The following is a 12714-nucleotide window of genomic DNA, read 5'->3' on the forward strand; positions in this document are numbered from 1 at the left end:
AACCCTGAAGCTGGTTATTCAACCCCCTTCAGAATTACCCATCATGTACTGCTTGCTCTAGTCATTCTTTTTCTGAATAAACACATACGTACGCTCATCCGACAGCTCATCAGCAAAGCTGAAATCAAATCCGTCGAAGCCTTTGATATCCTCCACACAGCTGATTTGCCGCTCAGCCATGAAGCGTACCATTTCACCTCTGGCCATCTTGACCAGGGTCGCTCTCTCTACTACCTTACCGCCGATCTCCTGCCCGAATACACAACTAACCATGCGAACATTCCCGCCAATGTAAGGGGAGATGCACTTGCTGTATTCCTTAGAGGCCAGATTCAGAATGATGTCAGTCTCCGAAAACAGCTGATCTGCCAGCTTCCTGTTCCAAAACTCGTAGATAGACTTGAAACCAGGTCCGCTAAGCTTTGCCTGCATCTCCAGCCTGTACGGCACAACGCCGTCAAATGGCCGGACGATTCCATAGAATCCGGATAATATCCGTAAATGCTGCTGAAGATATTCCAGCTCCTCCATTTGAAGTACCCCTGGTGCCATGTACTGGTACTGGATACCCTCATAAGAAAAGATAGCCGGTGTAAGATCCCGTGTTACATCCATATCCCGAATCCGCTCCACATTCAGCGTGGCGATGGCATCATTGCATTTCCATAACGATTTGGCTTCTTCATAATTCAACTTTTGTAATAAGGCCAGAAGAGTCTGCGACTCGCTTATGAATTGCGGCATCTGGCGGCAATCCAAGAAATCCGTATCCATCTTCATCTTCTTGGCAGGCGATATAATGATTCTCATGGTGCTCCCTTTTCTTACCCCCGCGGGGATTTTAAATGTAACCTTATCCTATCACACTTAATCTTCGTAGGCTTGGGGCAAGTTCATGAAATTTGTTCACTGCCGCCCACCTTGTGCGCCACCGCCATCTGTACCTGGGTTGCCGTTTCTCCTTGTCCCACCATTCATGTTGGGAGATCCGCCCCCATCTTTCCCCCGCCCGCCGGTGAAGCCCTGTCCCCCGTTCGCTCTTGACCCGGAGTCAGTACTCGTTATCTTCTGTGCGGTAATAGCATCGCAGGAGACGAGCACCATGGAACAACTTAGCACTGCTATGAGCAAAGCGAAATACCGCTTGGTCCGCATCTTTGAATCCCCTCTTTCCGAGCGAACATAGTTAACGTGGAAAACATCTTTTTAACATATAATCGTATACGTCCTTAAAACCCATGTAGGATAATACGATCAGCAGCGGATACACCGGGTAAATATACCGGGACTTGATCTCCCATAAAAGATAGAATCCGATAAAGCCCAGCACCACAAGAATCAAAGAGGTCTCTTCGAATCTTTTGGCTCTTATTCCACCCATTAAGCGAACGAGTATAAATACATACATCAGAAAATTCAGAACATACAGCAGCCACAACATTCCACTTCTATAATTGGAGTCTGCCTTAAACAAATCCGTAGCAGCATTAGTGTAGCTATAACGGTCCATGACAAAGCCCATTCTTCCCCCGTTACTGGATGATCCGTCATTTCCGAGCCCATATCGTTCCATCTGGTAGGTTCCTTCCGTCCAGGTCCAAACGATTTTTTTATAATACATCTTCACTAAGTCACTTAGGCCCGCCTCGGAGAGTTTATTACTGATTTCTTCTTTAAATAACTCCGTACTTTCTGCCTTATTATAATTTGCATCCTGCTGATAGATAGCGTAGCTCTCCCGGTTGTCCCAGAACCCAAACGTCTCCAGATTGATCCCCATATTCAGCCACATGTAGACAGGTGCGGAATTTTCGTTCATCGGTTCATCTGCAACATTCGTCGCCTGCAGCACTGCATTTTGCGTCCAGCCAGGAACATTAAACAATATGGCCGTGATAACCAAAGCGCTAAAAACCTTTTTCACCCCGATAGAACGTATGTTGAATAAAAGACCCGCCACCACGGTAATCAGAAAAATAACACCGATACTGCGGAAATAGTTGCCTATTGCCAGTAAGAGAGCTGCGAAGAGAATATCCTTAATGGACCTTCTTTTAATAAATCTTATGGCAAAATATAAAGCACTTGTCAGAAAGGCGGTAGCGATCACATCGTTATAGATAAAATTACTCATAAACAATGAAGGGATATAGGTTGCAGCAAACACGAGGATGCCATAATCCCTATCCTTAGACTTATAATTGAGCTCTTTATACAGCATGTAAATCATTAATGAGGTTAAGAGTGTAAACAGAATATTAAATATTTTGATTACCAGATAATTATCCGGAAAGATCAACAACAACGTCCTTAAATATAAAACGATCGAAAAATTAAACGGAAACATATGCAGATAGCCGTTCGTGTCAAAAGACGAATAATCATTCCTGTACAGCATGTCGAGTGCCAATGAAAGGACTGTCTGCGAATCATCCGTCGGCAAGCGTGGAAACAGAAAGATAATCACCATCTGGATTGCAAAAGAAAACAGCAGTATGGCTGGAATGACTATTTTCCAACTGTACTTATTAAGCTTCAGGCACATTTTATACAAAATAACGCTTAATGCCAGCACCACTGCGATCACTAGAATAAAAAGACCCAGCTGTTGTCTCTCCAAAATTGGCGTGTCCCCATATACGAAATAATTATATTTCGCCCTAATAAAAAAGGAGGATGCGATAAAAAGACCGATAAAGAATGCAAGTATGAGATACAATGTTTTTAGAATTCCTCTTATCATGGAAAACCTCCTTTGCGCAATCGAAAGCCCTTTACAATCCGCTGCCCCGATTCATAAAAAGCATTATAAACACCCAAACTGAAAATCCAATGAAAATCGGATGTTTGGGAATTCGCAAAGAAGAGATTTAGAAAGAGAGGTACGTCCTACAATTGGGAATCAAAAAGTCGCAAATGTGATACGGAAGTTTCAAAATGGAGAGAGTTGCGGAGACAAAGAGAGGAAATGGAAAACTACTCCAATCCTAGGGAGTATTATGACAAGAGTCTTAATTCTCTTTCAAACGATTATGCTATACTGGTGGAGCAAATAGAATAGGCTTAAAGGGTCGGTCGGCTACCTCTCACCGAAGGGAGGGATGCCTTGTGACAGTGTTTGAAGCAATGATGCTTATGCTAACCTTTGGTTCGCTTATCGTAGCGCTGCTGTCCAATAAACGCAAATAGACCGCCCACTCACAAAGGCATGCGGTCTATCTGTCGTGTCCTATTTGCTGAAGCCTACCGCCCTTAAAAGCGGCTATTGCCTTGGGAGTCGTGTTACAGCACGGCTCTCTTTGCATTTTACGTCTTTTCTACCTTTAATATACCACAAATAATTTAATAACGTAATAATGTACGGTGTTACACTACATTTCCAATCTCCCAGAAAATCCATCCATCCTTGCGTACATCAGAACAATTTACTATCCATCTTTTTTAAAAACCGATTATTAGCGATTAAGCCTTTCACTCTCTTCGTTGTATTAGGCCCTTTCGGTGTGCTACCTCTTCTATTCAGCAAAATCCACCGTAGACATGCCCAGGCTTCAAAGATCTCAAGTTCTTCCTGATCCATATCATTTTCCAATAGATAAGCAGTTCTGAACACATCAGCATAACGCTCAGAGATATATATTTTCAGCAGAATAAGTGACCAGGCAAAATCATATCTAGAGTCTCCCAACTGGCCGTTCGTCCAATCGATTATGGTATATCGCTCTTTATCCTCCACTATATTTCCGATATGAAAATCCCCATGAATGATACAGTCTTGCTTCATTGGAGTTTGCTCAACCAGAGAAGTCAATACATTATAAATATCAGATTGTTCTTTAGCTTCAGGGAAAAAGTAGCCGATGAAATCGTATTTTGGCAGTTGTATATTTCCAATCTCTTCAACGCGAATTTTATGTATTTTTGCTAATAGGCTTGCGAGTTCCTTCATTTTCCTGGTATTCATTTTATGAATAGGGGTTCCGTCAAAACTTGTTAACAACACCTTATGTCCCTCCGGATTGATTCCCCAGCCCACTGGTTTAGAGACGGCTACTCCTCGTTCGGATAGAACATCCAATAAACGATATTGAAACTGGACATCCGGTCTGGATTCCTTATTCCATGTTTTCAGTACATAGCTCTCTTGATCAGAATTAATCCTCATGACCTCAGCTTCAAATCCTTGATCCATTGTATGCGCAGTTAAGCTGTCTTCCTGATTTAATAAGTCGTTTATGATTTCGTTGTGCTCTAGCCAATTTATGATAGATATAGGAGTTTTCAAAAATGGGTCTTCCTTTCGGAGTCAGCTACAACAGATTAACGGAACTCAAAATTATAAATAACATAAAATAGATTGTTCTATCCAGTACATAAATACAGTATCTGGGCTTTCCTTTTCAAACTTTTTCATTTTTAAATACATATCCATTCCATCAGAAACATCATGCCATAAATCCGTAAATACAAAATCATATTTTTCCTTAGACATATGTTGTTCTGCATATTCGAAAGCATCTGCTTGGATAAGCCTGATCTTGTGAGCATTACTGAATTGTGGCAGTACATATTTATTAAATAAATCAATGACATCTTGATTTTTTTCAACAACCGTTATGCTTTCAACATTAACTTTTTCAGAAACCATATAAGCATAATAGCCAAGTCCAAGCCCAAACGTAAGAACATTCCCAAACGCTTTATCAACAGCTTCTTTCATTGTTTCTATTTCATTTGGTGTGATCGTCATCCATATTCTTTCATTCTCCAAGACAGCCGGGAACATGAATTCAGTTTGAAAAAAACCAACCTGAGGAATTTGTCTTCCCTCTTCTGTCCGGATGATATCATTGCAAACAAAACCTTCAAAAGGTTTATATTTTTCATATTTTAATTCACTATTATTAATCTTTATAGTTGGTATCTTGATATTTTTATAATATGGATTGTCATAATATTCATTTGCATCAAGCTTATGAAGCATATTGCTAAAATATTGGTTGAACAATTCCTTATCATCAACATTATCAACCGTATCCATCCCAAAAGCAGCAGCCAGCATTAAACCAAAAGCGTATTCATAAGATACACCACAGTTTACGATTTCTTCAATTTCTTCTTTGTTAATAAAGTCGGGGGTATTATTCAAATAGCGGCTTAGTAAAGCAAACACTTTATAGTTATCTTCTTTTACTTTTTCTTTTATTACATTATTAAATTCCATATTCTCACCTATTAATTAGAATTTGTTTCTATGTCTCATGTTAGTCTTTCCGGATTGACTAGTAGGCAATACTCTCATTTTACCATTTAAAAATCCAGAAGAACAAAAACCGCTTTACTAATCCGTGACAGTTACCACTTCTACAGTGAGAAAATCTCACGCCAAATCTTCTAGTTATATGGTTTATGGTCCATTTTCCGCCTAATCCGCTCAATATTTCGTTACCCTATGTTAGAATAGACGACTTGTATAATTTGTGAAAACTTTCACTAATAGTCATGATTGATGGTATACTTAATAAGAAGATGAACTAAAGAGAATAACGATGGAAACTGTGGACGTAACCGTAGAAGATTTGAAGTTAGGAGAATAACAGCGACGCGCGCGCTTCTCCACTTCCAACTCCCTCTGATACTTCCTTTCTTTTTTGTCGGGTTCTTTTGGTACATCTTAATAGAGAAATATAAAAGTGGAGGGTTAACAATGAAAAAGAAAGCAGCTGGTGCTCTGAGTCTCGTCCTCTCTGTCATGCTCGTTACCGCAGGTTGCGGTAATGGAAACGACAAGGTGAACGAGAGCAAGAGTAATAACAACGAGAAAAAAGAAGTTGAAGCCGTCTCCGGGGCATCTGAAGCAAGCTACACACCATTCGATCAATTAAAAGATAAATATGATATCATCATTGTCGGTGCGGGTGGTGCGGGAATGTCCGCGGCGCTTGAGGCCAAAGAGAAAGGCATGAACCCTGTTATTTTGGAAAAAATGCCGGTTGCCGGCGGGAACACAACCAAATCCTCTTCGGGGATGAACGCTTCTGAAACGAAATTCCAAAAAGAACAAAACATTGAAGACAGCAATGATTTATTTTATGAAGAGTCATTAAAAGGTGGCCATGACACTAACGACAAAGAAATGCTTCGTTTCTTCGTTGATAATTCCGCGAGTGCGATCGATTGGCTGGATTCCATCGGAATCCGCTTGAACAATATCACCATTACAGGCGGCATGAACGAAAAACGTACACACCGTCCTGAAGATGGCTCTGCTGTGGGTCAATACCTTGTCAAAGGTTTAGTAAAAAACGTACAAGAGAAAGAAATCCCACTTTTCGTGAATGCTGATGTCAAAGAAATCACTGAAAAAGATGGCAAAGTAAATGGCGTCAAGGTCCTCTTTAACCAAACAGAGGAAAAAACAATTACGGCAGATGCTGTCGTTGTAACCACTGGCGGATTCGGTGCCAATATGGATTTGATCTCCGAAGTAAGACCTGACTTGGAAGGCTACGTTACTACTAACCAAATCGGCAGTACCGGAGACGGCATCAAGATGATTGAGAAACTCGGCGGCACAACCGTCGATATGGATCAAATCCAAGTTCACCCGACTGTGCAGCAAGAAAAATCCTACCTCATCGGCGAAGCTGTTCGTGGGGAAGGCGCTATCCTTGTTTCCAGTGAAGGTACACGGTTCACCAATGAATTGGATACCCGTGATAAAGTAACAGCTTCCATCAATACACTACCTGAAAAAGCAGCTACGCTGGTCTTTGATTCCGGTGTTAAATCCCGTGTGAAGGCTGTTGAACAATATGACAAAATGGGCTTCGTGATTCAGGCGGATTCCATCGAAGCTTTGGCCAAAGAAATCGGTGTTCCAGAGGATAAGCTGGCAACAACGCTTGATACTTGGAACAGCGCCGTTAAGAATAAAAAGGATGCCGAATTTGGCAGAACTACAGGAATGGACAATGACCTGTCCACTGGTCCTTTCTACGCTATTAAAATTGCTCCTGGGATTCACTACACCATGGGTGGCGTGAAGATCAATACGAACACAGAGGTTCTAAATAAAGACGGTGAAGCTATCCCTGGTCTGTTTGCGGCAGGCGAAGTTACAGGCGGCTTACACGGACAAAACCGGATTGGCGGCAACTCTGTTGCCGAAATCATTATTTTCGGCCGTCAAGCTGGGATCAAATCTGCTGAATTCATAAAAGCAAAATAAGTAGATAACAGATACTATAGGCCTCACAGCAAAAAGCTCAAGCATCGGCAAGTTAGCCGCTGGCTTGAGCTTTTTTAATGGGATTAATCGCCAATAGTTCGGATAATAGTATCAAACGGATCTAATTCCAGGGTTTGTTGTCCATATTCCGTATCAATCGTAGTTTTTTGAAGCTGGTCGCTATTGTTAATCACGACGAGTATTTTACTTTCTGGATAATAAGCACACTCTGTATATAAATTATCCGTAATATACTTTGTTTCCTTTAACTCATTGCCGGCAAAACGGATCACATTTAACAGCAATCTTGTATTTTCAAAGCTTAAGGTGAAAGAAGGCAGGTAGATCCCCGTTCCTTTACCAAAGGCATGGGTGGACAATGTTATCATCCCACTCTTTTCACACAATACCGCTGCTGAGCCATCCGTAAGATAGATGTTATTTTTAGGTGTTATGCTGGCTCCTTCAGGCACTAAACCTTGCTCATCTCTAGCCTCAAATGTCCATCTTCCATGAGCTACCTTGGAGCCTGTATCCTCATCCAGACCAAGCACATGTGCCATTCTGAAAAAGCTGTCATAACCATCAAGCGCCGAAGGCTGATTGATACCTATAAAAGTACCGCCCTCATAAACCCATTCTGTCAGTAAGTCCACGCACTTATGGTCACTCCAATATTCTCCACCACTCCATGCTGAACCTGCCGAGCCGGCATTGATCACTACATCACACTCTTGTAATACTCCCTTACGGATATCTTCAAAATCAATGAACTGCACCTCAACCGGCAACCCGGACAAAGCCTCGTTGATATGAATCAGATCATGCATATACGTTTCATGGAAATGCCCGGACAAGGTCCACGATCTCAATTTGCCCCAAGCGTGCAAAATGGCTACCTTCGTCTTAATGTGATACGGTTTGCCTTTATGATGCAGCTCTTTAATTTCTCTGAATTCATCCGCGATCTTTTCGATATAATCACAAAAATCCGGATAAGGCTCTACAAGATGCAAATATCCGCCCAGACCAATCCGATCTATAGGCTCTCTGAGCAAGGCGCGCCGGATATTAATCCAATACTTTTTGGCATCGAGCGTAGGGTTACCTCCCTCCATAAACGTAGGAAGCCCTCCCAATCCAACCGGAAATAAATAGGGATGCAGCCGAATCTCATGGGTATCTACTTTTACACCAGAGCAAAGCCTTGCCTCATACCCTGAGAACACACATTTAATCATCCCGTCAAAACCAAACTCCTCAAAACGGTCATTGTAAGGCTCCATGCCAACCCAACTATCATCATAGAAGACATACGCCAGCTTATCGTGCTTATGCACAATATCAATTAATTGCTTACCAAATTCGATGACAAAATCATTGATAAATGCCATATAGTCCAGCTTCCGCTGCTGCGCCGGGATATGACTGACCCGATATTTCCCACCATTCACAAAATCCTCGGCCGTGAGCGAATACCCATATTTCTTGGCAAACAGATCAAGCGCCCTTGAGCTTACCGTAAAATCATATGAACCCCAGTCCGAGAACAAATGGCGATTGCGCTCATCACTGCCCCAGATCCAGGCGAAATTATAAAAGAGGGAGGTGAACCGAACCACTGTTGTTTCCTTATGCTTACGACACCAATCTTCAATCCAATGGAGTAAATATTTTTGCGTTTCTACATAGATGGGATCAATCTGCATCAGATGCTCTTTTTCCCAGTGATTCGTGGTGTGATTGTACATGGAGATCTCTTCCCAAATCCGGTAGACCATGAAGCTGACTGTGTATTTATGCCAAGGCGTTATTCCAGTAATGACTACATTTCCCGATTCCCGCTCATAATTCCACAGTTCTCTTGGAACCTCTTCGCCCGTCGTTCGGTCAAAAACCTGCCAGTACTTAAACGCCTCTTTGGAATCATTCACTCGGAATTGTTCAGCAAAAAAATCCTCCATCAGATAGATGGATAAATAATCTTGTACCGCTACCTTCGGATTAGTTATTAAAAAGCTCTGCTGCAGCTTGTCTGAATTCTGGGACGCCCATTCGTTATGATCTCTGATGATGCAGATTGTAGAATAAATGCCGTATCCTGCGTTGATAATCTCATCGGACAACTGTGTGCCGTCACTGTCACGGATGACATCGGCACCCCAACGTTCAGCTAATTCCAGGGTCAATGCCTCATAACCGGATTCTCCCGGCAGTGTAAAGGCCCCCGTTGTTTGTTTGGACAACTTGGATCCCTCCTATTTAAGCATATCGGATAGAAAAGCTAATGCTAAGCCTTGACCCCAGCCTTGAATCCAGTCTTTTGGAATATTACGGTAACCTTCTCGATCCTTCATAACCGCTGTTCCGCCAGAGACACCCAGTACCCGTCCGTCTTCGCTGATATTGTTCAAAATACCTTTCAGGGCCTTTTGCACATATTTGGTATGCAGCGGATTGCCGTTATTGATCATAGCAGCCGCAATGCCGCAAGACGCGGATACTTCTTCATAAGACTCCTCGTCATCGAGTACTGTCCGCCACAGGCCGTTCTCCGTTTGCACCAGCTTGAGTGCGGCCAGCTGATCGCGCAGCGAACACTCCACGTCCATACACTGCGGATACAGATACCATTCTTTCAAAAGCTTTTTGACTTGCGACATGGTGTATGCGCCCCAAGCATTCGCTCTGCCCCAGAATAGTCCAGACATGTGATCCTGCTTCACATTATTGTAGCCATGGTACCAAAACCCGCTGCTAGGATCTTGCAGGTATTTGATATGCCAATAATATTGATTCAAGGCATCTTGAATCATTTCCTGATCCTTTAATTTGCTTCCTACACGGAGCAGGAAAAATGCCGCCATAAACAGGGTATCCGCCCATGCCTGTTCTGGAAAATCATTAGAAATAGAGACGGTATGCTGCAACACATGATCTCCGAATCTAAGCGCATTGTTCTGCAGATAATCTACTTTGCTCATCACAATATCCCAATATTTCTGATTGCCTGTTTCCTCATACAAAGTGATCAGCATATGACCCATGGCACAGGTATTTACCGTCCAATCCGGCAGACCCAGCTCGATATATTCATCTGCCCACTGGACAAGCATATCCAAATACTCTTTATTTCCTGTAGTTTCATAAGCTCTGGTTACCCCATAATAAGCCACACCACAAGGCCAGTCCCATGTTAAATCCATCGCCATTGTTTTTCTGACCACTTTGTCGATGACCCTTAAAATCTCTTCTCTGTCATAAGTTAATTGAAGCATCTTGTTTCTCCTCTCTTTCGCACACGCCCCCAAAGGCGCTTGAGAGCTGTCCGTCCATATTGTAAACGCTTTACTAACTCTATTGTAAGTAGTAAAATGGTCTGATTCTAAGCATATTCATAACTAAACTGTGCAATTTCAACCATTAACTAGTAGTTCTTATATTTCGGGATTGGCCGTGACTACAGAGAAAGTTTGGACTTCCGGCCGCTGTTGTCGTAAGAATTTCTTGATTTGTAATGCTATTAGCGGTTGAAATCCGGAGACAAAGGCGGACGCTACGCCCCTAAAGTTCCAAGATTCTCCTCCGCCACTTTTCCTCAAATTGTATAATATCAAGTTCTCTTTATATAGTTGAATTTGATATAACGTTAACCTATAATCTACTCAACCTACGTAATAAGAATGGGAGTATTGAGTATATGCCCAGAAAAAAGAAACCCATCATTGAATACCGCCACTACAGCTTACCGATAAACTTTCCTATCTTGCTGTTAAGTGGTGAACGTTGGAAGATTTCTGATATTAAAAGTGAACATCTGCATTTCCATAATCATTTGGAGATTGGCATTTGCCATTCGGATAGCGGCATCATGGAGATCAAAGGAGAATCTGTGCCTTTTAAAGCCGGAGATGTGACCTTCATCCCTAGGTATCTCCCTCATACAACTTATAGTTCGCCGAATGAAGCCAGTCTGTGGTCTTATATCTTTTTTTCGCCTGAGGATCTTTTTCAGCAATCCTTCAAAAGCGCTTACAGCAACTTTGAGCCGAATCTGTGGGCAATTAAGGGAACAAACTGTATTTTGAATAAAGAGGAACATCCCAAGGTATATACCCTTGCGACATCGGTCGTAGAGGAATTGAAACAAAAAAATCCTTACTATCAAGAAAGTGCTTACGGCTTATTATTATCGCTTTATATAGAGCTTCTTAGAATTCATTCCCGGAATGAACCCTTGGTTAATCAAGACACAGAGCATAGCCTGAAGGGCGATTTTGTCATCTCACCCGTTCTGGAATACATCACTACAAACTACATGATGCCGATTACCATCGATTTTTTAGCTGATCTGTGCCACCTAAGTACCACTCATTTCCGCAGGAAATTCCATGAGATTATGGGGTCCGCACCTCTCGACTTCCTAAACAGTACCCGTATTGAAGAGGCCTGCAAGCAGTTAAAAAGTACGGATGATTCCATTCTCTCCATCTCTGAGCAAGTAGGTTTTCAGTCCATATCCAGCTTCAACCGATGTTTCTCCAAGCTTATGGGTGATTCACCTAAACAATGGCGTAAAGGCGCACAATCCGAAGCACAATCCGCTAAAGCGTCTATATTGGAGTTTACGGGGTGGGTATGATCCATTGATCTATTCTAGATCATCTTTCTCCCGATTGTTTTATATAACATGGTTCTTATCTTCTTTAACTGCGCAAAGTTTTCTTCAAATGAAATGCTGTGGGTCAGTGCCAGCCCTTTTGAGAAATCTTTTTTATATAGAAAAATTGATTCCAAATACAAACCTATGACATGAATCTGATTCCAAGTAGGATAACTTGAATGATGATAGAAGACAGTCAGCGTTTCTAATGCATAAAAATTATGACACCATCTCGCTTCCTCCATTATGTACTTCATTGCCGGTCCGTTATTGTTAATCATTATGTCTCGGAATTCATCTAAATGATTAGGCTGAACATCGACATATTCAATTGCATAAAATGGCTTTACATGCCGTTTTCGCGCGCCTTCCCCTGGTGTAGGGTACGTGCTGTTTGGTGTGGTTACAAGTAACTCTATACGGATTGTTTCGAGCACGAAAGGTATATTCACATTTTTTAAGTTAGGTAAAATGATTTCGGCATCTTCTTTTTCCTTGATCTGCATTAGGATAAGATAATCCCATATAATGAATTCTCCATGTTTTTCGGCTGTTTTGTTATGACTGTAAACTGAAATATCCTCCACAGCATTATTTTGAGTCATGGATCCTAGAACGTCTGTGAGTTGGCTCTTTATTTCTTTTTTCATATGCTTTTTATACTTCTTATCGACTCCGATACTCCAAGCAATATAATATGTATCATTTTGTGGTGTCAGTTTTAGATTCTCTACGCTTATTTTCTTATTCATTTCTGTTTCCCTTTCTGTACAAGTCCCCAGCCATCGATGTATAATTCGTCTAAGATTTCTAATAGCTC

General features: G+C 41.8%; 11 protein-coding genes. 3 read left to right on the forward strand and 8 right to left on the reverse strand.

Going from position 1 to position 12714, the window contains the following annotated elements:
- Nucleotides 1-57: 57 nt before the first annotated feature.
- The 3 genes from yaaA to MHI15_RS19270 form a co-directional block, all read right to left on the reverse strand.
- On the reverse strand, nt 58-810 hold the full coding sequence (yaaA, locus tag MHI15_RS19260) for a peroxide stress protein YaaA (protein ID WP_076185122.1): 753 nt from the start codon (nt 808-810) through the stop codon (nt 58-60).
- 96 nt (nt 811-906) lie between these two features.
- Nucleotides 907-1155 (reverse strand): hypothetical protein, encoded by a 249-nt coding sequence (locus MHI15_RS19265; RefSeq protein ID WP_076190102.1) that lies wholly within the window; start codon nt 1153-1155, stop codon nt 907-909.
- A gap of 31 nt (nt 1156-1186) precedes the next feature.
- On the reverse strand, nt 1187-2743 hold the full coding sequence (locus tag MHI15_RS19270; protein WP_341164721.1) for a glycosyltransferase family 39 protein: 1557 nt from the start codon (nt 2741-2743) through the stop codon (nt 1187-1189).
- Between the two features lie 371 nt (nt 2744-3114).
- On the opposite strand from MHI15_RS19270, the gene MHI15_RS30795 reads away from it, so the two are divergent.
- Entirely contained in the window at nt 3115-3189 is a 75-nt protein-coding gene (locus MHI15_RS30795) for a putative holin-like toxin (protein WP_367946837.1), read from the forward strand.
- A gap of 226 nt (nt 3190-3415) precedes the next feature.
- Here the strand turns inward: MHI15_RS30795 and MHI15_RS19275 are convergent, their stop codons facing one another.
- Together MHI15_RS19275 and MHI15_RS19280 are read right to left on the reverse strand one after the other, a co-directional pair.
- On the reverse strand, nt 3416-4285 hold the full coding sequence (locus MHI15_RS19275) for an aminoglycoside phosphotransferase family protein (RefSeq protein WP_076128561.1): 870 nt from the start codon (nt 4283-4285) through the stop codon (nt 3416-3418).
- A 51-nt stretch (nt 4286-4336) separates the two neighbouring features.
- Nucleotides 4337-5224: a spermine/spermidine synthase domain-containing protein gene (locus MHI15_RS19280; RefSeq protein WP_254847754.1), complete on the reverse strand. Its 888-nt coding sequence runs from the start codon at nt 5222-5224 to the stop codon at nt 4337-4339.
- A gap of 483 nt (nt 5225-5707) precedes the next feature.
- Here MHI15_RS19280 and MHI15_RS19285 point away from each other — a divergent pair, with 483 nt between their 5' ends.
- The gene (locus MHI15_RS19285; RefSeq protein WP_076190098.1) at nt 5708-7231 is read left to right on the forward strand and encodes a flavocytochrome c; all 1524 of its coding nucleotides are present in this window, start codon (nt 5708-5710) and stop codon (nt 7229-7231) included.
- Between the two features lie 83 nt (nt 7232-7314).
- On the opposite strand, the gene gnpA is transcribed toward MHI15_RS19285, so the two are convergent.
- Both gnpA and MHI15_RS19295 read right to left on the reverse strand, forming a co-directional pair.
- Nucleotides 7315-9477: a 1,3-beta-galactosyl-N-acetylhexosamine phosphorylase gene (gene gnpA, locus MHI15_RS19290; RefSeq protein ID WP_076276968.1), complete on the reverse strand. Its 2163-nt coding sequence runs from the start codon at nt 9475-9477 to the stop codon at nt 7315-7317.
- Between the two features lie 12 nt (nt 9478-9489).
- Nucleotides 9490-10509: a glycoside hydrolase family 88/105 protein gene (locus MHI15_RS19295; RefSeq protein ID WP_076128555.1), complete on the reverse strand. Its 1020-nt coding sequence runs from the start codon at nt 10507-10509 to the stop codon at nt 9490-9492.
- A gap of 422 nt (nt 10510-10931) precedes the next feature.
- Between MHI15_RS19295 and MHI15_RS19300 the strand changes: the two genes are divergently transcribed.
- Nucleotides 10932-11873, forward strand: a complete 942-nt coding sequence (locus tag MHI15_RS19300) for a helix-turn-helix domain-containing protein (RefSeq protein WP_076279451.1) — start codon at nt 10932-10934, stop codon at nt 11871-11873.
- A gap of 14 nt (nt 11874-11887) precedes the next feature.
- On the opposite strand, the gene MHI15_RS19305 is transcribed toward MHI15_RS19300, so the two are convergent.
- The gene (locus MHI15_RS19305) at nt 11888-12646 is read right to left on the reverse strand and encodes a hypothetical protein (RefSeq protein WP_341164722.1); all 759 of its coding nucleotides are present in this window, start codon (nt 12644-12646) and stop codon (nt 11888-11890) included.
- Nucleotides 12647-12714 lie beyond the last annotated feature (68 nt).

It is taken from the genome of Paenibacillus sp. FSL H7-0918, assembly GCF_038007025.1.
GTDB classification, from domain to species: Bacteria; Bacillota; Bacilli; order Paenibacillales; family Paenibacillaceae; genus Paenibacillus_AQ; species Paenibacillus_AQ odorifer.

Excerpts from the sequence above, each read along its gene's own strand:
- MHI15_RS19300 (WP_076279451.1), top strand. The coding sequence starts at position 10,932 with ATGCCCAGAAAAAAGAAACCCATCATTGAATACCGCCACTACAGCTTA.
- yaaA (WP_076185122.1), bottom strand. The coding sequence starts at position 810 with ATGAGAATCATTATATCGCCTGCCAAGAAGATGAAGATGGATACGGAT.
- MHI15_RS19305 (WP_341164722.1), bottom strand. The coding sequence starts at position 12,646 with ATGAATAAGAAAATAAGCGTAGAGAATCTAAAACTGACACCACAAAAT.
- MHI15_RS19285 (WP_076190098.1), top strand. The coding sequence starts at position 5,708 with ATGAAAAAGAAAGCAGCTGGTGCTCTGAGTCTCGTCCTCTCTGTCATG.
- MHI15_RS19265 (WP_076190102.1), bottom strand. The coding sequence starts at position 1,155 with ATGCGGACCAAGCGGTATTTCGCTTTGCTCATAGCAGTGCTAAGTTGT.
- MHI15_RS19295 (WP_076128555.1), bottom strand. The coding sequence starts at position 10,509 with ATGCTTCAATTAACTTATGACAGAGAAGAGATTTTAAGGGTCATCGAC.
- MHI15_RS19270 (WP_341164721.1), bottom strand. The coding sequence starts at position 2,743 with ATGATAAGAGGAATTCTAAAAACATTGTATCTCATACTTGCATTCTTT.
- MHI15_RS19280 (WP_254847754.1), bottom strand. The coding sequence starts at position 5,224 with ATGGAATTTAATAATGTAATAAAAGAAAAAGTAAAAGAAGATAACTAT.